Genomic DNA, 18,178 nt, shown 5'->3' with positions numbered 1-18,178 from the left:
TTTAGATTTTAGATGAAGCAAAATAAAAAAAGCTTCTCATAAGTTTAATCAACTTATAAGAAGCTCCTGATAATGCTTTATTTAAGCAGAATGCTAGGCAAGCATTCTACTTTTTTAAAACTCACAAACCCTATTACTTGGGTTTTGTGTGCGTGTTATTACATCATTCCGCCCATCTATCATTCAAAAACCGCGTACTTTCGCTTACCTTCAATTTCCCTATTAGTTCAATGGAATAATTAAATTCTCCCTAAGCTTTTTTCACGTTTTTTCATCACCAAATGTGACTTTTGTGATTTTATTGTGAGTTTGTGATTTTTTATATAAAAATAAAAAGGACCCATATAAGGGCCCGAAACTAATGATAGATACCAATATAACGGCTGCCTATAAGACCGCTTATGTGATTTTAACTGTCACACATTATAAAGGGTTTACTCTATCTTATTTATTAGTATGAAAAAAACAAGACCAATTATACCCGATCTTGTAGAATTATTTTATGGATGGTTGCGCGAAACCATTGTAACGACTACCACACAGGCAGTTTATGTGTCCTATAAAATCACACGTTATCGATGGGTTTACTCGCGCGAACACTTAATCTAATAAGAATATATCAAATATATACGTCGTTTGTAAACAATTATGTTACATATTGTATACATAATTTATATGCCAATATTTACGACCTTTTCTTGACCAAAAACTCTTCTCGGAAACAACTCCCTTTGTACAACTTTTTCCTTAACAAGATTGTAATAAGAATTGTTTTGGTATTCATAATAAGAATTGATTGCGTTCGCAACATAATCTGCTGCTTGAATACAAAACGAATTTTGGGATTCAACATAGTGAACATCCACTTTAACATTACAGTTGTACTCATAATTTAATTGAAGTTTTATATAGTCTTGAAAGGAATTGGTAGATTTAACTTTAATACTTCTTTTATCCAAGTTAATTATGAGATGTGTCACATCAGGTCTCTTCGCAATAGGTACAATCAGAAATTTCAATAAAAAATTGTACAACAGATTTTCGTCATCAATTAGTTCTTTTTTGACATGTAGTAAGTCTGCAACTATGTATCGAATTGATAGTTCTTTACTAGCAATTTTTCTAAGAAAATAGTCCTTAATACATGGGTATGCATCAGCTGCCTTTATCTCATCTCTGTCCTTAAAAGCTTGGAAAGTTTTTTTAGTTTTCAAGGCTGCTTTTGACATTACATTTATTAAAGGTTTCGTTTGCTGAGACTCCACACATGCAATTGTAAAATATCTACCTCGTTTACCCATGTTTCCAGATTCATCAAAATTAAGTATTACCCTACCATCCATACTACCAAGCTCCTTTGTATCTATTGCCATCCCCCTTGATTAAAACTATTATACTACCTTTTTACATTAAAAATCACCTTATTGATGATATAAAATTTTTGTAACTATAAAGATTTTTTCAAATTATTTCATAAAAAAAGAAAGTCATCTTAGCACAAGATAACTTTCTTTATTCCTCGTTATAAAAAATAAAATAGATGTTAATTATGATATTAACTGCAGCTAATAACCATATCATAATCCAATACTCTTGGTTGACAGTATATCCAATTAGAATAGTTAACAAAACATTCAAACAAGCATAAATAGCTAATTTTGTTTTTCTAGTCCTACTACGAGGAGAACTTTCTTCGATTTCCTTCAGATAAATATCAAGTATATCTTGTACTTTTCGATCGATTTGTCCCTCGCGTCGCAACATCTCCAAGATCTGATGTTGTTGTCCCTCTTCAAAATCGGATAAACCTGATAATGTCTCTGCTTCTATATGTCTGCGAACAATATCGCGAAGACTACTCATTCGGTAATTTCCCTTTTAAAATATAATCCCGACCGATGTCAGCAAGTTCCTTAGCAGCTTTTCGCACATGAGACATTAGATGTTCACCTAAATCCTTAGCCATTTCATTAGATACCTGTTTTACGCCTCGTTCTTTTAAGTAGTCCTGAATCTCAGAATCTAAGTGTAATTTTGAAATACTCACACTCATAGAGTCCATGTATTTTGCATCTTGCTTCTCGTATGGTGTCAATGGTTCTGAAGACAACGTAAATAAAGCTAACTGACAAATCTTAATTCCCGCAACTAATTGTACAGGAACCGAAGAATGATTTATTAATAACAATGATATTTTTCCGCGATACCCTGGATTCATATAATGTGATGGGGAAATCATTAATCCCAGTGACTTTACGCTATATCTTTCATATATTCTTGCAGTCGTATTCTCAGGAATTTGAACATATTCATGGGTTTGAATCAATACTGACTCTTTAGGTTGGACTATAAAGTCCTGCTTTGTTATATCAAAGCTTTTATAGAGATCTTCCGTAACTTCCTTACCTAGTACAATTGGTTCACTAGAAACATATTTTTTTACAAAAGGATCGAGAGTTAGATTAATGGTGGCTCCTTGACAGTGTTCTAAAATAAAAGGATTCACAATTTGTTGTTCTTTAACCAACTTATGCAAATCGCGATCACTTAACATAGCCATTACACTCACACCTCTCTTCCCTTTAATAACTTTCTTATTGAATATCCTAAAACAATGTTGTTAAAACCACTTAAAACTTTCGTATATTTTCATATTGTTTTAAATGTTACGTATTCGTTTATACTGTTTCTTATAGAAACAGTATAAACGAATATTAGAGAAATTTGTAAAAAATATCTAAAAATTTTATATAAATGTAACTTTACTACCACCTCCAGTTATTTGGAGAGGTATAATCTGCTGTTATTGATTATATTCCAACTGCCAATGTCCCTAAGCTCTTTAATATTTTTATGAATATTGGCGACATCTGCACCAGTAAGTAAACGATCGATACTTTACCTATACCCTCCCAAATTTCACCTTGATCCTTAAAGAACCCGCAGAATATTTTCCATACAATCATAGCTGAAGCAACCGGGAAGGAAATTGCGATCATTAGATCGATGAGAGGATCAAACAAATGAGCAAATGCGCTTATAACATCTCCCATAACCTTATCTGTCACTGCATTAACTGGTACAGCTGCCGCTGGCGATGAAACCGCTAACACCTGGCCGCATTGATTAATGGATTCCGCTGCAAATGCTTTTGGTGCAAAAATGAGCGGAACCAGTGTGCCAGTAGCAACTGCTTTATACTTGCTGTAATCCTGCATTTTCAGTTTCTGAGTATCTTGATTGCTTTGCATGAATTCTGAGATTGTTCCTACTCTTTCAATCTTCTTTTTACCGAACATGATGAACAACTCCCCTATTTAATATCGTCAATCATGAACACGTTGCACGGGATCCCTCGGCACAGTTCCAACAGTTTCTTTTGTCGATAATCGTTTGTTGTCACCCATAATAGCAACGGGAAGTATCCATATTCTTTGTGATTTTGGAACATCTTACTTTCATGCAACTTCTTATACTTTTCAATTTTCTTCTTGTTTGCCGTCATGGTTGCGTTATTATCCACTTCTAGAAAGTGCCACTTACCACTTTGTTTAAATGCTGCATCACAGATAATTTGACCACCAATCTTCTGTTCGATCTTCCATTCGTTGGGGCAATGGGCAAAAATGTAAAACTGGTTCCTCATAATGAAATGATTAACCTGGGATGTTCTTTTTCTTATTCGTTCACACCCCACCATTTCACGCCCTTCTTTTGACAAGCAGTAAATAGTATCAAATCCATCCTTAACCGTTGAAAGGTAGAGTTTCATTTTTGAAAGTACACGATTTGTATTGCGAACTGATTTTAGATCATGAAGTTTCATAATCTGATCCCGATTAAGAAAGTGGTGTGTCTTCAAAGAGATCAAAATCATTTCTTGGCGGTTGTTCATCTTCTTCCACACACTCCTTTGATTCAGAGTTTAAATTAGGTTCAATGATTTGATCAGCTTCAGTATCCGACAACCAAGGGGTTTGCAAGATAACCTTTTCAGCACCTTTTTTATAAATTGCCCTTCCTGGATTGATTGGCAGCTGATCAGCACCTGCGCTATCTAAGACGACCATAGATGCGCTAACAGTATCAACCTTGTAACACACCCTGGCATCACAGTTACGTTTTACTTGAATCGGTACAACATCAGCAGTAGGATGCTGTGTTGCCACAATGACACGGATTCCCATAGCCCGGCCAAGGCGACAGATATTAGAAAGTAAATACTCACATTCTTCTTTTAACTTTTTTGTTTCTTTGTTTATTTCTTTATGACTGGCTAGTTCTCCAATCTCATCTACAACAATAAAATGTCTGTGTTGTATTCCTGCTTCAATGACATTTCTTGCCTTTCTTGCTTTCAATAATTCTAATGTGATCTTCATTTCATTTAAGACGTTTTCAAGAGCTTCCTTTGCTTGTGCAACTTCTTCTGCATAGCTTACTACCTGTTTACAATCTTTAAATCGGTTAAATTCCACACCACCTTTTAAGTCAATCAGCGTTAACTGAACGTCTTCAGATTTTGTTTTTAGCAAATGACAGATAGCCATAACTAAGAATGCTGATTTACCTCCTCCCACAGCCCCGCCCACTAACATGTTATAAACACTATCAAAGTCATGGAAAATTGTTTCCGTTCTTGTTACTCCAATTGGAACTTTCCAGTCGTCTTTGGAATTAATTTCTGCATAAGGCTTTTTACTCGGCATGTGCTGATTGTAGATTTTAACTTTTAGCATCCCGTCATAAGACATTTCAACTTCCTTTTGAACAGCCTTTTCTTTCTTAAATATGTTTTTAAAATCTCCCTTTTTAAGTGCCAGAAAATCTAACGATTGCGTTCTTTTCTTTGTGTTCAAACCATCTTGAATGGAATTGATTTTGCTTTGATAATCCTCAAATGAACGCCCGAGTGGGATTCTGAAAACCAATTCACGACCCCACTTTCTTTTTTTGTTCCGCACCAGATGAGCAGTTAGGATCTTATCCCCCTCCTTTACGTTTAAACCTGTGTTTGAAAAGATACGTTGAATTTTTTGCCCTTCATTCATTCCAATGCTTCCTCCAGATCCTTTTGTTTTCGCGTAAATTGCCATTGATCCAAAGAGAAGGGAAGAGGCGATTTCGAATAACATGAGCAACAACTCCAATCATTCTATTTTTGTTCAAGTGCAGCACCACCGTTTTAGGTATTCTTCAGAGAGAATAAGTTAAGCAATCGAGAAGCTTAAAAAACATTGCAAAGGGTTGAAGGAATAATCAGGACAGGTTACTAAATTAGTATTCTAGTGTTGGCGGTGATTTTAGTAGCTAATATAGGTATACGCCTAAGTATGAAAAACTTATCTTGTCCATTTAAAAAAAATAAAAAAAGGACAAGAGTTTTTTTTATGGAATTATGTACGAAGGTGATGCATATGGAGATTGTCTGTATATTAGATGAGATAATAAAAAAGCGTGGTCTTAAAAAGGGATTTATAGCAAAAAAGGCTCAAGTGAGTAACGCTGCATTTTCATTGATTTTAAAAGGTAAATCAATTCCTACTCTCCCTGTAGCAATGAGGATCGCTGAGGTTATGGATTTAAGTGTAGAAGAAATATGGATAAAAAAAGAACCCACCGAATAAGGTGGGTTCTAAATCTTTATTAATTTCAATGTCCTTGGTTTACGTTCTTCCCAAGTAATTAAACCTCTATCTTTTAATCGACATAAATATGCCTGAACTGTGCTTGTAGATCGAAGCCCCATTATATCGCCTATCTCCCTAACTGTAGGCGGCCGCTCATTCACTTCAATAAATTCGTTAATAACTTCGAGAGCCCTACGTTGTTTTGCTGATATGTCACGCAATGGTGTCTTCCCTCCAATATCCTATAGCTTTTTTATAATTAATAGATAGAACGTTTTCTAACTTAAATACTCTAAGGGTCTTTCTTAAATGACAGTATGCTCTAATTGTTGTTTCATTGATTTCTTTTATTGAAATGATTCTTTGACTGATTTGGCCAGAGTTAGATAAATACATAATCTCCACTGGTTTACGGTCCAATTGGCATCTTAGTAAGAACTTTTTCATACTGACATCCTCCCTTTGTTCATATTATAACGAACATTTGTTCTTAAATCTAGTATTAAATCGAACATATATTCGTATATAATATTGGTATTATCCGATGTTTGGGGTGTGCTCATATGTGTATTAAAGTGGTTCGGGAAAAGGGATACTATTGTCATTTCTGCATGGAGGAGGTTGGGAAGGGAATTGATCGCGTCGCTGCTGTCTATGATTGGCAGCATCCAGATAAGATCGCTGGATATTATTGTCCCTATCATTGGCAGGAAGTATATGACTTTGAACAGATGCAAAAACGTGCATATAAAAACATGAATGACTTGTATAAAAAGACATAAAAAAAGCCCCTCCTTGTAGGAAGAGCTTTTGAATATTTTTAAACTTAAACGTACATAATGATACCAAAAGAACTCTTTTACACCTGCCCAGACTGTCAGGGGTTCTTTTTACTATCGTTCATCTAATTCTTCTTTTAAAGGTTCTTTCCTCATCAACGAACGTTGACTATCACCTATGCCCTCTACTGTAGGATCCTGAACGATTCCGAGCATGGATAAGGCAATAAAAATAGCGTTGGACACTGCCAACACCCAGCCTCTAATTTCTTCAGTTAGTACAAAATCCGTTATCCCTGCGCCGTTTAGTCCAACAGCAATTAATTGCAAGATGATTAGTAGCTGAGAAACGAACGCTGTTAACCATACCGTGTTTTTAAATCGAATTTTCCAGTTGATCATAAGTTATTCCTCCTCTAAAATAATGTGTTCCAGGTTGCTGTTCCAACAATCCCGTCAGGTTTAAGACCTTTTCGTTTCTGATATGCTTTTACAGCTGCTTCAGTTATTGCCGCAAAAATACCGTCGGTTTCTACACCCACGGCACGTTGAATTCTTTTAATATTCTCTTTATCTCTCGAACCTTTTTTGATCAAATAACCTGGGTAAGGAACAATTGCTTTGGATGAAGATAGTGGTGTTGGTTTCTTTGCAGGCTTTAATTTTTCTCCGGTTAGCTTTGCAAAAGTTTTTGGTCCAGCTATCCCGTCAGCAACTAAGCCCTTAAGATTCTGAAAATGCATTACAGCCAACTCAGTCTTTTTGCCAAAGATTCCGTCTGCTACTAATCCATATGAACCCACAGCGTTTAATTTCAGTTGCAGGCTCTTAACATCAGAGCCTCTGGAACCGTACTTTAATAAACTTCTAGTTTCAATTTCATTAGGTTGTTCGACAACCACTTTCACTGGTTCATAGATGGTTTTTCGTGGACCTGCATTTTTCGGTAATACGATAAGACGTTTGTTATCATTATTAAAGTTGTGTTGAACCTCACCATACTGCTTAGATGCAATTTGACCACGTAATGAGTCCATATCAAGTGCAGGACATTGTTTCCAAAGATAATCAGGATATTCTTGATGCCCCCATACATCTTGTGCTTCGTTTACGTTTGGAAGAACTCTGAACAGCACTTCAATTAATCCGTAGAAACTTTTCAGCTGAGCTGCAGTAGGTGGTTCAAAACGAAAATCTCCAACCATACAAATTCCTAATGTTCTACGGTTACTGTTACCCACATGCGGTGTTTTTACAGCTAGATCTGCTGCCCATTGGATAGTTCCATCCTTTAAGATAACGAAAGCATAGCCCATACGAGCCCAACCAAGCTTTCCGATGTGGTAATTAGCAAATGCGTGTGCATCACCTTCTTCAGTTAAGCTATGGTGTAAAGCAATTGATGTTATGTCTTCGATCGCTCTATATGCTGTTAAAACAGTTTTACTAACGCGGATTGTATTCCTAATATCTTGAACCCGTAAATTGCCGAAATCAATTTTCATCCTGTTAACCTCCCCAATTTTGCTGTAACAACCAAAATCCAAACGCTATGAGACCAGCACCGATCGCTCTCCATAACCAGGTGATATGTCCATCCATTTTCTCCCTGGCTTTACATTCTGCAGCGATCTTATCATCGTAATCTTTCTTTAATTCAGTTAATGCTTTGGCAGTATCGTTTTTCAGATCTTCAATACGATTGTGAGCACTTTTCGCGCTTTGCTCCGTTTGGAGAGCAAGTGTAGAAATTTTGCTTATCTCATCCATTTTCGTATTCATGTTCTTTACATTGGTTTGTAGCTCCGTAATCGCAATCAATATTTGTTTGCTTTCTTCCATCGTTGCCGCCTCCATTTCTGACCTCCTTTACCCCATAAAAAATACACCTCTATAGGTGCTGGATGTTGTAAATACTACATATCTCAAAAAAGAGGGCATAAAAAATACGCCCTCAACGGCGTTGTTATTGTGCTAGTTCTCCAAGTTCCAGAGCTTCAAGTTCAGCCTTCACTTGTGGCTGTAATGTTGCTGGCACTTGACTATAGGTTTTATATCCTCGAACAATTAATGTTACATATACAGTTACCATATCCACATTCACCTCCTTTCGAAGGAGATAAATGATTAGCTTAAATCTCTGTAGAAGATTCATGATCTAACATCTCCTGTACTTCAGCGCGATGAATTTGAGGTACGTCATCAATCGTCTTCATACCTGCTTTGATCAACTTAAAATAGATGGTTGCCATTACAATCCACCGCCCAACATTAATTCATAAATTTCTGTTATCGCCATCATGTTCGAAATGTTATCTTCTTTTGCCGTTGCGACCTCTAGCTTTAATTGTTCATTCTCCATTGTTAACTCTTCAAGAGTCTTAAGAGGAGTAACAGGTAAGTCTTTTATTTGATCCCAAACCACTTCAAGTTCCTCGTCTGTGGGAATTTGTAATTCGGAATTCCAGGACGATATAAATTGGCCATTTCCGTCATCTTGTATGGAGTAATCAGTACCGTTTACAAGAGATGGATATATGAAATTAATTATTTTTGGTAATTCCATTTTAGGTAACCCCCAGTACTTTGCTTATGAAATTTTAGTTAGGTAAACAGTCATAGTATCGAGCATTACTGCAGATCCTGAGTCTTGATGTAGATATAGTTCAAAAGGTGTTCCACCTGTAAGACCGATAGGTCTAGAGAATGCGGCGATCTTACCATTACTACCAAGTGGCATATTTAAAGACGAACTCCCACCATTAAACAACTTAAATGTAGTTATTCCGTTGTTTACCGTTGTCCATTGAACTAAAACAGAGAGTAAGTAAACACCAGATTCTTTTGGAGTGAAAATTCCATTAATGAACTCACCATGAGTATCTCCAAGTTTTGAACCAAGAGTTATTTTTGTGTCTACGCCACTTGAAATAGATTGATCAACTGAGGTAGATGCAAAAAAGTAAGGCTGATTAGGGAGAGTTAAGATTCCATTAGCTGAAAGAAGTGGAATCTCTAACCACGGACCCCAAGCTCCTGAATTATAGTATCTTTGTGCCTTTCTACTGGAAGAAGTAACTGTCTGAAAATATCCATTTGCAGATGTTAGCCTATGAACCTCACAAAGCCCTGTCAATCCTGTTTGACCACCCGTATTAAAGGGTCTATTAGTAGCGTTAGAATTAATGTAATAAAAGCCGGGTGAAGTAAGTGTATTTAGGTCTCCTCCAAAGCCCAACGTCACACCATCATCATTTGTCAGTCTGTATATCTGTACAGCATCTGTAGTAGCTAATTGTTTCCACGGCTGCCACAGACCATTGATCTGTAAACGTTGAAAAATCTGTCCTGTAGTAGCAGCTGCCCCATACCGTATAGCAGTCTGACTTCTGTGACCGTTATCGTGTTTATGGTTTTTTATAAAATAAAAATAACTGCCTCCTGTAGCGATAGGGCAGTTTGCTAATGTATGGCCTTTATAATCCCCACTAAGGTCTAGATTGTTTAGATCGGTGTTGCTAATATCTTTTGCAACATCTCCTAGTCCAAAGTTTTTAGCGAAATTAATCGCATTGGTTTCTGCTGCATTCGCCTTCGTCTGAGCTCCTAGTGGTGTTTCCTTTTCTTCAGCTTTATCATAGGCTTTCTTTACCGCATTTGGAGTTGCTGCCTGCGATGTACTTGTGCTGTTTGTTGCGTCGTTCAATTGAACAATACCAGCTGCTATTGTAGAAGCAGAAGGGACATTTTGAAGTGCGCTATCTGCTTTATTTAACGAGTTTTGCACGCCTGTATCTAGATCCACTTTTGGAATTCCGTTTGATGGCTTGGAGTACTTCCCGTTAGCTAGATCGTACGCTGTTTTTACAGCAAGAGGTGTAGCAGCTAATGATGCGCTATTACTGTTAGTAGCACTTGAAAGTTGGACAATCCCTTTAGCAGCAGTAGTCCCGTCTGGCAATTGAGCTACAGGTACTTTACCCGACACCAACTGTGCGATTGTTTGTCCGGCACGGTCCGTATGAATAGCGCTTTGTTGTACCTCTAATAAGGCCTGATGGGTTGTATAATGAAACCAGTTCCACCAATCTGCTGGTGGTCTGTCATCTGGTAACCATCCAGTGTCTATCTTACTTTGAGGCGGTTTTGTTCCAAGGTTATTCCATTCCGGTAATGGTTTGCTAAATGGCATCCATCAACCCTCCTTTTATATTGGTAATTGTAATGTTTGGTCTGGTTCGAACGTTGATCCTAATGTCCCGCCTCGGCTCTGATCTAATGGAGCGAATCCTGTTTGATTATTTGTTTCTAAAATGTTCGGTTGTGAAGAGAATCCAAAAGTACCGCGCAGATCGATAGAAGCCACCCGTATTCCTGAAGCTACGACTTTTTGAGCGATATATCCAAACTGTACGGCTGTCATACCCACTTTGTTTAATTCTGCGAGTGGTACCCCTTCAATTACTACAGCTGCTGGGTCGTTCTCATCATATAAAGCCCTTATTTTGATTTTGGTTGGGTCTGCATTTATCGATCGTGCTAAGGCGTAGATCACACTATTAAAAGTTCCATCACTTGAATTTCGTGCGATACGTGCCTTTATTAGTACACGCATTATTTCATCCGTTGCCTGTCCTCTTCTTTGCCCTAAATTTTCCCCGATCAAATCTAGTGTTGATCCTTCAGCTAGATCGATATCTCTCCAACTTTCCACCTTTGAAAATGTTACATTCAACGTGTCAATTTGCTCAGAAAACAACAAAATTATTTTTCCAACATTGGAATCACTCTTTTTCATAAATAAATCAGGTAATTTCCGGATCATATCTGTGTATACACTCATACAGTCACCAAGATATTATCCGCATCAATCTGTGCAACCTCGCTCGTATTAATCGCCAGATTACTAGTACCTTGTGCTCCAGCACTCATACCGATTGTAACAGTCGCATCCACTACACCTTGAATACCCATTACAGCAGCCAATATTTTAGAGTAAATCACATCTTCACCCATGTTCAAGCCGACATAAAGGGTCCCATCACTCGATGCACCACCTATAATTCTCACAATGGAATCTTTCACTTCTGTTACACCAGTAGTTGTAAAAGTATTGTCTGTAGTTAAGGTGACATTTGAAAATATAGTAATCTGAGTGGCCGGGGTAAAACTTATTGTATGGCTATTACCAGAAATATCTTTGACAACATACGAGTCAGTACCGAAGAATTGAAGACCTACATAGTGATTAAAAAGAGTGTCTGCAATGATCTGACCTTCTCCGCCTAAAACATAAACTGCATTACTATGAGGAGGCTGACCATTTACTGTTGTATTTGCATTATTTACAGAGATGTTGGCAGCTCGGACACCAGCTATTCCAAGGACGGAAGATACGATTGCATCTGGTGTGCCACTTCCTACATTTGCTCCAGAGCTTTTAAGGCGTGCCAAAAGTTCTGCATCCGTTTCCTCATCCCTACCACCCTGAGAAGCCAAAGGATTAGTCACATCATATATATCCGCACTTGGTTCAGACTGAACAATAATAGATCCGGAAGGAACATTACCAACGATACCAGCTGTCAAACAGACAGCACTGCCATTCCCTAGTCCATTCAAGTCTAGAGTCACATTTTCAGTTAGTGCATAGTCAATTCCACTTTCCGTTTCAAATCGTGTCCCCTCTAAAAGGATTGAATTCGGAACTCCGGAAAAAGAAAGGTCCACGATTGCGAACTGTTCAGGATTTCGTGAGGTGTTAAAAAAAGCTGTTAAACGATCTAACTGGATACCTTCTGCCTTTGTAATGAATGCTGAATTATATACCTTTTCCGCAAGCTCCCATGTTTTTGAAATGAACCAAGAGAACAAACGAATAAATATACCGAGTGGACTTCTTTCAGAAAGGTTCGCATCTTCTCCAAAAAGAGTTTTAGCTCTTTCTTCCATTTCCGTTTGAAGTTCAGCGTAATTTTTTCGTCTAAAGCCGAATCTATCAAGCACCTACGTTCACCCCCTCAATAAGTAAACTTGTATTATCATTTTTAATTAAGACCAAATTGATTAATAAACTCCTTCCTACCTTACTAAACTTGATATCTTCTACTGAAGAGATCCTGTCTTCAACAGACAATGCGTCTATAATGCTATCCCTAGCTTCAGTTTCATTGAATGTTTTGGTTAGGAAGGTTTCTCGATTTAACCCAAAACCTTCATTTAGAAACCATTCTTCTAATGCCGTTTGGAGAACAATTCGCACGGACTGAGCCAGTTCCTCGTCGTCTTTAACCATTAAAAAAGAACCTTGTTCAAAAACAAGGTCTCCGTAAGCATCTATCATTATACTTTTCACATTTAAACCCCTTCCCAGATACCAATGACCACACAATCTCTTATATCATGAGTACGTCTGAATGGTGGATCAGAAGGGATCTTTTGTAGGTTGTCTAGTGCTCGTTCACTTACACCACAAAATACAACATCATCAGGCTCTACAATTCCGACGTGTTTTAACACAGGTGCTTTTAATATCATTGGATACTTTACAGACCTCCCACCCTTGATCACCTGAGTAAATAAAATTTCAAGATCAGCCTCTTTTGTAGAGCTATAGTACTTTACAACTCGCGCAGGAACGAAGGTGTGAAGTGATATTTTTATATTACGAATCATTGAATCTGCAAAGTTAGTATCTGCACTCATAATAAATCCCCTCTATACGCATTCGAATTCGGTATAAAAATCATCAGCGTCAGCAATATGCTTCCCCTTAAATGCCCGATATTGTCCATTAGCTGATTTCGACTTTATCTTTAAGACACTACAAGTTGAAATTCTATGCTGGAGAAGACACTTTACTGTGTACCCTCTTACAGCTTTATCTTCTGAACCCTTCTTATCGGTAATTTCAAACTCTGAAGGAGATCCGATAAGACCGGTATTTTCTTCTAAAGTAAACTTTTCATCTGTTCCAATATCAACAGGTCGAATAACTAGTTTACCCCGTCTATGATACATAATAGATCCGCAATCCCTTACCACTTCTTCTAAATTATTCATGATAAGCTGCGTAACAATATAACCTTTTTTATAGATCACATTCTTTTTCAAAGTGATAGGTGCACCTAATTTTATTCCTAGTACGCTAACCAGACGCTTAATGATTGTTAATCCGTCAGAGCCCTCTTTAAAACCGATCGACAGGCTACCTTTTTTATTCGTTGTGCTATTTGTAACCTTAATTCTGGTGAAGTCTTCACCCTCAATAAAGTAGATGCTTGTTATTTTATCAAGCCCTTCCCATTTGGTTACAATTTTACTTACAACACCTGATGATAATACCCCTATGTCCCCTTCATAACCAGCTTGGATTGTGGCATTTTGTCCTTTTCTTAAACGAGATAAAGTACTTTTAGATAAATTGTATATTTGCACTTTGCTTTGATTTGGCTGTATATCATCATCAAAAGGGGCTTCAAATCTGATCTCAAGCTCCTCATTCGTAAAGGATGCCTCACCGACACTTATCTTAATAATTCGTCTAAAGTTATTCATTTGTATCGACCTCATCCACAATATAAAGAAATACTGAGCTACCAAAGTTATCCCAAGTGAGACGTCCCTCTGACTTTGCTAAATCCATGGGGACAATACTAGGTGCTGGAAGGTCCAAACTTGAAAAATCACTCCAAAGTGGTTGATTTAATGTTAACTTTTCACCTAGTATAAGTGGAATATCATTATCAAAGTTGTCGGGACGGTATAGATCAACTGAAAAAAAATCTCCTGTTTCATTATAAGAAAACTGGAGAGTGAAAGTTTCATCTGCCAAATCAATATCAAATCGCTCTGGAAGTTCCTCTTTATTGACATCTATATACTCCACTATTTCACCCTCGCTTTCCCTCCGATTGGAATTTTAGTATCCGGCCATTTGTTCCAGCTTCTCAGTTGCTGAATGGAGGTCCCATATTTCTTGAACAAATACCAATACGTTTGTCCTTTCCTAATCACATGATAAACCGCAGACGATTTTCGTGGTGTTTTAGCTACCGGTTTCTTTTTACCTGTATTTGAAACAGGTTTTCTTGTTGTTTTTGATTTAGGGCTTGCCTTTACCCATGCAGTTTTCGTTATACGAATCCTTCGTAGTGATATCTTTATCGCTGCGCCGTTTGCCACAGTAGAATCATGATCACCTGAAATATCGGTTATGATAACGTCTTGCGCTATCATTTTCCCTACATATTTTGTGATCTCGCCTTTTTCCATCATGCTCTTTAATTGAGCCATGGAATTCTCCCAAGAGTCCGACAGTATATAGCCAGAGATCGAGAATTCAGATGGTCGTTTCGCAACATGATCAGTAAAAGATTCACCTTTTTCAACAGCATACATGGTAGCCTCTACCTTATGAGACTCACCTTCTTTTTCTATATGGAGGGATATGTTACCTAACTTAGCCATTAACCGATCACCTCCATGTCATAAAGATCACTGAGTTTATCAAACATTTCTTCAATAGCCTCATCGATTTGTTGCTTGATACTAGAATTTGATCCTTGCGAACCTTGAACAGAAATCACTGGAGCAAATGTTATAGATCTATTCGAGCTATTATCATATGTTGTTGCTGAAGTTTCTGGAGTGTATTCCATTGGTATTTGAGCTGATTCATACGTAACCTTTCGTATGAAGTCCTGTTCCTTTTCCATACCTAATGCAGCACCTTGCATTGTAAAACGTCCCATGTTGAACATTTCTCTAGAAGGGGAGTTGATATCTAAAACTTTAGCAAAAGTTTTTTTAATGTTATCTGCGATTCCTTTTACTTTTTTCCAAACAACATCAGCCATACTTGTAATACCACTTAACAATCCGTTCATTATGTCTTTACCGATCTGTTTTAAATCGACTCCTCTGAAGAAGCCCATGACTTTGTCCCAAATCGATTTGATCGTAGTGAAAATTGTGTTCATGATTGTTTTGACAGCGTTCATCATCCCGTTAAAAGATGCTTTAACCGCGTTCCATATTCCCTGAGCTGCGGCAGTAACAGCCGATTTAATCGTATTCCAAATGGTTTTAATAAAGTTGCCTAACCCTTGAGTAATACTCTTAATGATATTCCATGCTGATGTAAAGACACTCCTTGTAACACTGGTAGCACTTGTAGCAGCACTTTTTAACCAATTAAAGAGACCGACGAAAAAGGTTCTTATACCTGTCCAGATGGCTATCGTTAAAGCTCTTATGCCATTAAACGCCATACGGAATATTGCACTTCCTGCTGTCCCAAAAACTCTAAATAAAGCTAGGAATCTACCGATTAAGATAAGGTTAATCCAATTCCAAATAAACAAAAACGCACCTGTGATGATCTGCTTAACGGCTGCCCAAAGTGCCGTCCAGTTACCAGTGAATAAAGCAGCAAAGAACTGAATTATCCCTGTAATCACCATGATTGCGCCGTTAATTACACCTTTTACGTTGTTCCAAACCGAGATAATCAACGCTAACACAAATGGCCATACAAACTTCATTACAGACCATATTGCAAGGAGTACCCCGCCAATAACCGTTTTTATTACATTCCAAACGTTTGTGGCTGCTTGAAGAATCATTGTTCCATTCGTTTGCCACCAAGCTTGAAGTTCAGTCATCTTTTGACGAATAAAACCTACTACGACACTTATAACTGCTCGAATCACCGATAGTATTACTGAAAAAACAGCGTTCACACCATTACGGAACCACTCGAATTTCTTGTACATAAGGACCAAAACAGTTGGGATAATGATAAATGCAGCTGCGACCAACCAAACCGTTGCACTCATTGATGCCATGAAAGTCATTACGGGTCCAATCATCTTCATGAGAAAGAATAAAGCAGCCCTATATCCATTTATTAAACCTATCCCTAATCCTAAAGGCAATAACAGTAAGGTTAGTATAGGAACTAGCATGACTATTCCCTGGAGTACTTTTGCCATCACAGGATGCGCTTCATTAAACTTAACAATTAGGTTTGAAATATATGTGATAAATTTAATGATTGGTGTCATGATCATAGAGAAGACTTCAACCATTGGTTGGAATGCTTTTGCTAGTGAACCTTTCATTTCTTCAGTTGCAATACCGAGTGGTTTTAAAGTCTTCTGGAGATCCTGAACTTTTTTATCAGTTTCAGCTTTTAACTTCTCAAGTTCTGTAAGAGCTGCCGTTTTTGCAAGCGCGCTTTTCTCTCTCCATAAGGACACCCATTCAGCTAATCCAACATCAGAAGACTTGACCATTGCTGAAACCTCTGAGGCTGAGGCAGGACCCATTTTTCTAAGTTCAGCTATTAAACCTTCATCTACTCCTCTAGCAGCTAATGTCTTAAGGTTATTGCTCCAATCCCTTAAAGTGTTAACTTGCCCCTGAAGGTTTTTGATAAGATTTTTAGGATTTAACTTCTCCAGCTGGACCTTTTCAAACAGTCCCCATGTATCCATAATCTCTCTGGTACGTGTTTTTACAGTATCCGAGTACTCTTTTAAAGCATCCTGTTGCTTTTTGAAAACCTCTTGTACATTAGGTCCATGAGCAGCTTTATATAAGGCTGTATAAAGAACACCTCCGGCAATTGCTGCGCCAATTGCTACAGTTGGCATAGCACCTAGCCCACGATTAATCTTTTGAATTTCTTCATTAAGTTCTTTAGTACTTGCGTTAGCACCTAATCTTTCTAATGCTAAGGCTGCAGGATTTGCATTGTTTGCGACCCTTTGTAAAGTACCCACAAGTTTTAAGCCCGCGTTATTAATTGTCAGTAATGGATTGTGCTTCTTATATCCTTCAGCCACTTTTTCAGCAAGTGGAGTCATGTTCTGAATGGTGCCAATCTGTCTGTAAATTTCAGCTCGTGTTTTAATACTGTCGTCAATCATGCTATCCGTAGCTTTTTTATGGGCTTTTCCAACAGTCCTAATACTTTTGATCAAATCGTCAACAGAATCACTAAAAAATGCCGTCCCACGTGCTAAATTATAATATTCATATTCAGCGGCTATAAGGTCGTTTCGATACTTGATCATACTATCTCGTTGAGTGTTCCAACCATATTTCATTTCTTTAAGCATGATCTTTGAAGCATCTGATAAAGCATCATAAGAATTACCCATAATTTTTGCATTCTGGGTAACCTGTCTCATTTGACGGTTAATCTCTTTTAATGGATCAACATCCGTCATTACATCAACGAGGATTGAGGTATCACGCAAGTGTTCGCCAGCCACTATTATCCACCCCCTTTTTTCGTTTTCATTGCCTTTTTCTTAAGCTGTTTATAAATGCGATAGGCAGCGTTGGCTTCACCTAATTCGTGTATATCCATCCTCAATGCTTCTGTATATGTTATATTTGTGTCTTCTCCGTACACCAAACCCCACATGATCCAGTTATCACGGGCTGCTTTTTCATAAAAAGCCTTTGGTAAAGGTTTAGCCCATAAGAAAGGTAGAGGCCTCTTTCATGAGCTCAGAAAAAGCTGTATTTCCAATTTCTTCGACTGTTTCCCAATTCACTTTGGGTTCAACAATGACATGCTTCATTAGCTCTGTATAAAGCTTTTCTTCAATCATGTTTCCATTCATATCTTTTGAACGATCTCGCAATTGAACACCAGCACGAACACCTGGATGTTGTAACGTATAATCAATTCCTTCTACCGTAACTGTTTCTGTAGTTCCGCTTTTTCTTGCCATTTTCAACATCTCCCTTTTA

At 37.6% G+C, this 18,178-nt stretch carries 26 protein-coding genes; 2 read left to right on the top strand and 24 right to left on the bottom strand.

Going from position 1 to position 18,178, the window contains the following annotated elements:
* Nucleotides 1–671: 671 nt before the first annotated feature.
* From ACNJYY_RS01880 to ACNJYY_RS01855, 6 genes are all read right to left on the bottom strand, one after another.
* A complete protein-coding gene (locus ACNJYY_RS01880) occupies nucleotides 672–1,373 on the bottom strand; it encodes a DUF3800 domain-containing protein (RefSeq protein WP_416730328.1) in 702 nt (233 codons plus the stop codon).
* 139 nt (nucleotides 1,374–1,512) lie between these two features.
* Nucleotides 1,513–1,863: a hypothetical protein gene (locus tag ACNJYY_RS01875; protein ID WP_416730327.1), complete on the bottom strand. Its 351-nt coding sequence runs from the start codon at nucleotides 1,861–1,863 to the stop codon at nucleotides 1,513–1,515.
* The gene (dcd, locus tag ACNJYY_RS01870) at nucleotides 1,856–2,560 is read right to left on the bottom strand and encodes a dCTP deaminase (protein ID WP_416730326.1); all 705 of its coding nucleotides are present in this window, start codon (nucleotides 2,558–2,560) and stop codon (nucleotides 1,856–1,858) included. Before dcd ends, ACNJYY_RS01875 begins: the two co-directional genes overlap by 8 nt.
* 250 nt (nucleotides 2,561–2,810) lie before the next feature.
* On the bottom strand, nucleotides 2,811–3,299 hold the full coding sequence (locus ACNJYY_RS01865; protein ID WP_416730325.1) for a hypothetical protein: 489 nt from the start codon (nucleotides 3,297–3,299) through the stop codon (nucleotides 2,811–2,813).
* 14 nt (nucleotides 3,300–3,313) lie between these two features.
* Nucleotides 3,314–3,826, bottom strand: a complete 513-nt coding sequence (locus ACNJYY_RS01860; RefSeq protein ID WP_416731786.1) for a replication-relaxation family protein — start codon at nucleotides 3,824–3,826, stop codon at nucleotides 3,314–3,316.
* A gap of 13 nt (nucleotides 3,827–3,839) precedes the next feature.
* Nucleotides 3,840–5,051, bottom strand: coding sequence for an FtsK/SpoIIIE domain-containing protein (locus ACNJYY_RS01855; RefSeq protein WP_416730324.1), 1,212 nt, complete (start codon nucleotides 5,049–5,051; stop codon nucleotides 3,840–3,842).
* A 282-nt stretch (nucleotides 5,052–5,333) separates the two neighbouring features.
* Between ACNJYY_RS01855 and ACNJYY_RS01850 the strand changes: the two genes are divergently transcribed.
* On the top strand, nucleotides 5,334–5,627 hold the full coding sequence (locus ACNJYY_RS01850) for a helix-turn-helix transcriptional regulator (RefSeq protein ID WP_416730323.1): 294 nt from the start codon (nucleotides 5,334–5,336) through the stop codon (nucleotides 5,625–5,627).
* Between the two features lie 8 nt (nucleotides 5,628–5,635).
* Here the strand turns inward: ACNJYY_RS01850 and ACNJYY_RS01845 are convergent, their stop codons facing one another.
* Both ACNJYY_RS01845 and ACNJYY_RS01840 read right to left on the bottom strand, forming a co-directional pair.
* Nucleotides 5,636–5,851, bottom strand: a complete 216-nt coding sequence (locus ACNJYY_RS01845) for a transcriptional regulator (protein ID WP_416730322.1) — start codon at nucleotides 5,849–5,851, stop codon at nucleotides 5,636–5,638.
* Nucleotides 5,844–6,077, bottom strand: a complete 234-nt coding sequence (locus ACNJYY_RS01840) for a hypothetical protein (RefSeq protein ID WP_416730321.1) — start codon at nucleotides 6,075–6,077, stop codon at nucleotides 5,844–5,846. Before ACNJYY_RS01840 ends, ACNJYY_RS01845 begins: the two co-directional genes overlap by 8 nt.
* A 116-nt stretch (nucleotides 6,078–6,193) precedes the next feature.
* Here ACNJYY_RS01840 and ACNJYY_RS01835 point away from each other — a divergent pair, with 116 nt between their 5' ends.
* On the top strand, nucleotides 6,194–6,412 hold the full coding sequence (locus ACNJYY_RS01835; protein ID WP_416730320.1) for a hypothetical protein: 219 nt from the start codon (nucleotides 6,194–6,196) through the stop codon (nucleotides 6,410–6,412).
* 111 nt (nucleotides 6,413–6,523) lie between these two features.
* On the opposite strand, the gene ACNJYY_RS01830 is transcribed toward ACNJYY_RS01835, so the two are convergent.
* From ACNJYY_RS01830 to ACNJYY_RS01755, 16 genes are all read right to left on the bottom strand, one after another.
* Nucleotides 6,524–6,811: a phage holin gene (locus ACNJYY_RS01830; RefSeq protein ID WP_416730319.1), complete on the bottom strand. Its 288-nt coding sequence runs from the start codon at nucleotides 6,809–6,811 to the stop codon at nucleotides 6,524–6,526.
* Between the two features lie 14 nt (nucleotides 6,812–6,825).
* Nucleotides 6,826–7,914 carry an N-acetylmuramoyl-L-alanine amidase gene (locus ACNJYY_RS01825; protein ID WP_416730318.1) on the bottom strand — a complete coding sequence of 363 codons (1,089 nt, stop codon included), beginning with the start codon at nucleotides 7,912–7,914 and terminating at the stop codon, nucleotides 6,826–6,828.
* Between the two features lie 4 nt (nucleotides 7,915–7,918).
* Nucleotides 7,919–8,266 (bottom strand): hypothetical protein, encoded by a 348-nt coding sequence (locus ACNJYY_RS01820; RefSeq protein ID WP_416730317.1) that lies wholly within the window; start codon nucleotides 8,264–8,266, stop codon nucleotides 7,919–7,921.
* A 109-nt stretch (nucleotides 8,267–8,375) separates the two neighbouring features.
* Nucleotides 8,376–8,501: a CD1375 family protein gene (locus tag ACNJYY_RS01815; RefSeq protein ID WP_416731785.1), complete on the bottom strand. Its 126-nt coding sequence runs from the start codon at nucleotides 8,499–8,501 to the stop codon at nucleotides 8,376–8,378.
* Nucleotides 8,502–8,541: 40 nt separating this feature from the next.
* On the bottom strand, nucleotides 8,542–8,661 hold the full coding sequence (locus ACNJYY_RS01810; RefSeq protein ID WP_416730316.1) for a CD1375 family protein: 120 nt from the start codon (nucleotides 8,659–8,661) through the stop codon (nucleotides 8,542–8,544).
* Nucleotides 8,661–8,975, bottom strand: coding sequence for an XkdW family protein (locus tag ACNJYY_RS01805; RefSeq protein WP_416730315.1), 315 nt, complete (start codon nucleotides 8,973–8,975; stop codon nucleotides 8,661–8,663). The genes ACNJYY_RS01810 and ACNJYY_RS01805 overlap by 1 nt, the downstream gene beginning before the upstream one ends.
* 24 nt (nucleotides 8,976–8,999) lie before the next feature.
* Complete coding sequence (locus ACNJYY_RS01800; protein WP_416730314.1) at nucleotides 9,000–10,601, bottom strand: pyocin knob domain-containing protein; 1,602 nt, start codon at nucleotides 10,599–10,601, stop codon at nucleotides 9,000–9,002.
* A 15-nt stretch (nucleotides 10,602–10,616) separates the two neighbouring features.
* Entirely contained in the window at nucleotides 10,617–11,252 is a 636-nt protein-coding gene (locus ACNJYY_RS01795; protein WP_416730313.1) for a hypothetical protein, read from the bottom strand.
* Complete coding sequence (locus ACNJYY_RS01790; protein ID WP_416730312.1) at nucleotides 11,249–12,415, bottom strand: baseplate J/gp47 family protein; 1,167 nt, start codon at nucleotides 12,413–12,415, stop codon at nucleotides 11,249–11,251. The genes ACNJYY_RS01795 and ACNJYY_RS01790 overlap by 4 nt, the downstream gene beginning before the upstream one ends.
* Entirely contained in the window at nucleotides 12,408–12,764 is a 357-nt protein-coding gene (locus ACNJYY_RS01785; RefSeq protein WP_416730311.1) for a DUF2634 domain-containing protein, read from the bottom strand. Before ACNJYY_RS01785 ends, ACNJYY_RS01790 begins: the two co-directional genes overlap by 8 nt.
* A 2-nt stretch (nucleotides 12,765–12,766) precedes the next feature.
* A complete protein-coding gene (locus tag ACNJYY_RS01780; RefSeq protein WP_416730310.1) occupies nucleotides 12,767–13,114 on the bottom strand; it encodes a hypothetical protein in 348 nt (115 codons plus the stop codon).
* A 12-nt stretch (nucleotides 13,115–13,126) separates the two neighbouring features.
* Nucleotides 13,127–13,966: a phage protein gene (locus ACNJYY_RS01775; RefSeq protein ID WP_416730309.1), complete on the bottom strand. Its 840-nt coding sequence runs from the start codon at nucleotides 13,964–13,966 to the stop codon at nucleotides 13,127–13,129.
* Nucleotides 13,959–14,297, bottom strand: a complete 339-nt coding sequence (locus tag ACNJYY_RS01770) for a phage baseplate plug family protein (protein WP_416730308.1) — start codon at nucleotides 14,295–14,297, stop codon at nucleotides 13,959–13,961. Before ACNJYY_RS01770 ends, ACNJYY_RS01775 begins: the two co-directional genes overlap by 8 nt.
* A complete protein-coding gene (locus ACNJYY_RS01765; RefSeq protein WP_416730307.1) occupies nucleotides 14,297–14,878 on the bottom strand; it encodes a LysM peptidoglycan-binding domain-containing protein in 582 nt (193 codons plus the stop codon). The genes ACNJYY_RS01770 and ACNJYY_RS01765 overlap by 1 nt, the downstream gene beginning before the upstream one ends.
* Nucleotides 14,878–17,691 (bottom strand): phage tail protein, encoded by a 2,814-nt coding sequence (locus ACNJYY_RS01760; RefSeq protein ID WP_416730306.1) that lies wholly within the window; start codon nucleotides 17,689–17,691, stop codon nucleotides 14,878–14,880. The genes ACNJYY_RS01765 and ACNJYY_RS01760 overlap by 1 nt, the downstream gene beginning before the upstream one ends.
* 204 nt (nucleotides 17,692–17,895) lie before the next feature.
* A complete protein-coding gene (locus tag ACNJYY_RS01755) occupies nucleotides 17,896–18,159 on the bottom strand; it encodes a hypothetical protein (protein ID WP_416730305.1) in 264 nt (87 codons plus the stop codon).
* Between the last annotated feature and the right edge of the window lie 19 nt (nucleotides 18,160–18,178).

Source organism: Fictibacillus tiangongensis (assembly GCF_048083785.1).
Taxonomy (GTDB): domain Bacteria; phylum Bacillota; class Bacilli; order Bacillales; family Fictibacillaceae; genus Fictibacillus.
This window is presented reverse-complemented; position numbering and strand designations above follow the sequence as displayed.

Excerpts from the sequence above, each read along its gene's own strand:
- ACNJYY_RS01815 (WP_416731785.1), bottom strand. The coding sequence starts at position 8,501 with ATGGTAACTGTATATGTAACATTAATTGTTCGAGGATATAAAACCTAT.
- ACNJYY_RS01835 (WP_416730320.1), top strand. The coding sequence starts at position 6,194 with ATGTGTATTAAAGTGGTTCGGGAAAAGGGATACTATTGTCATTTCTGC.
- ACNJYY_RS01805 (WP_416730315.1), bottom strand. The coding sequence starts at position 8,975 with ATGGAATTACCAAAAATAATTAATTTCATATATCCATCTCTTGTAAAC.
- ACNJYY_RS01865 (WP_416730325.1), bottom strand. The coding sequence starts at position 3,299 with ATGTTCGGTAAAAAGAAGATTGAAAGAGTAGGAACAATCTCAGAATTC.
- dcd (WP_416730326.1), bottom strand. The coding sequence starts at position 2,560 with ATGGCTATGTTAAGTGATCGCGATTTGCATAAGTTGGTTAAAGAACAA.
- ACNJYY_RS01820 (WP_416730317.1), bottom strand. The coding sequence starts at position 8,266 with ATGGAGGCGGCAACGATGGAAGAAAGCAAACAAATATTGATTGCGATT.
- ACNJYY_RS01875 (WP_416730327.1), bottom strand. The coding sequence starts at position 1,863 with ATGAGTAGTCTTCGCGATATTGTTCGCAGACATATAGAAGCAGAGACA.
- ACNJYY_RS01855 (WP_416730324.1), bottom strand. The coding sequence starts at position 5,051 with ATGAATGAAGGGCAAAAAATTCAACGTATCTTTTCAAACACAGGTTTA.
- ACNJYY_RS01795 (WP_416730313.1), bottom strand. The coding sequence starts at position 11,252 with ATGAGTGTATACACAGATATGATCCGGAAATTACCTGATTTATTTATG.
- ACNJYY_RS01850 (WP_416730323.1), top strand. The coding sequence starts at position 5,334 with ATGAAAAACTTATCTTGTCCATTTAAAAAAAATAAAAAAAGGACAAGA.
- ACNJYY_RS01775 (WP_416730309.1), bottom strand. The coding sequence starts at position 13,966 with ATGAATAACTTTAGACGAATTATTAAGATAAGTGTCGGTGAGGCATCC.
- ACNJYY_RS01800 (WP_416730314.1), bottom strand. The coding sequence starts at position 10,601 with ATGCCATTTAGCAAACCATTACCGGAATGGAATAACCTTGGAACAAAA.
- ACNJYY_RS01810 (WP_416730316.1), bottom strand. The coding sequence starts at position 8,661 with ATGGCAACCATCTATTTTAAGTTGATCAAAGCAGGTATGAAGACGATT.
- ACNJYY_RS01860 (WP_416731786.1), bottom strand. The coding sequence starts at position 3,826 with ATGAAACTTCATGATCTAAAATCAGTTCGCAATACAAATCGTGTACTT.
- ACNJYY_RS01825 (WP_416730318.1), bottom strand. The coding sequence starts at position 7,914 with ATGAAAATTGATTTCGGCAATTTACGGGTTCAAGATATTAGGAATACA.
- ACNJYY_RS01765 (WP_416730307.1), bottom strand. The coding sequence starts at position 14,878 with ATGGCTAAGTTAGGTAACATATCCCTCCATATAGAAAAAGAAGGTGAG.
- ACNJYY_RS01830 (WP_416730319.1), bottom strand. The coding sequence starts at position 6,811 with ATGATCAACTGGAAAATTCGATTTAAAAACACGGTATGGTTAACAGCG.
- ACNJYY_RS01755 (WP_416730305.1), bottom strand. The coding sequence starts at position 18,159 with ATGGCAAGAAAAAGCGGAACTACAGAAACAGTTACGGTAGAAGGAATT.
- ACNJYY_RS01880 (WP_416730328.1), bottom strand. The coding sequence starts at position 1,373 with ATGGCAATAGATACAAAGGAGCTTGGTAGTATGGATGGTAGGGTAATA.
- ACNJYY_RS01840 (WP_416730321.1), bottom strand. The coding sequence starts at position 6,077 with ATGAAAAAGTTCTTACTAAGATGCCAATTGGACCGTAAACCAGTGGAG.
- ACNJYY_RS01780 (WP_416730310.1), bottom strand. The coding sequence starts at position 13,114 with ATGAGTGCAGATACTAACTTTGCAGATTCAATGATTCGTAATATAAAA.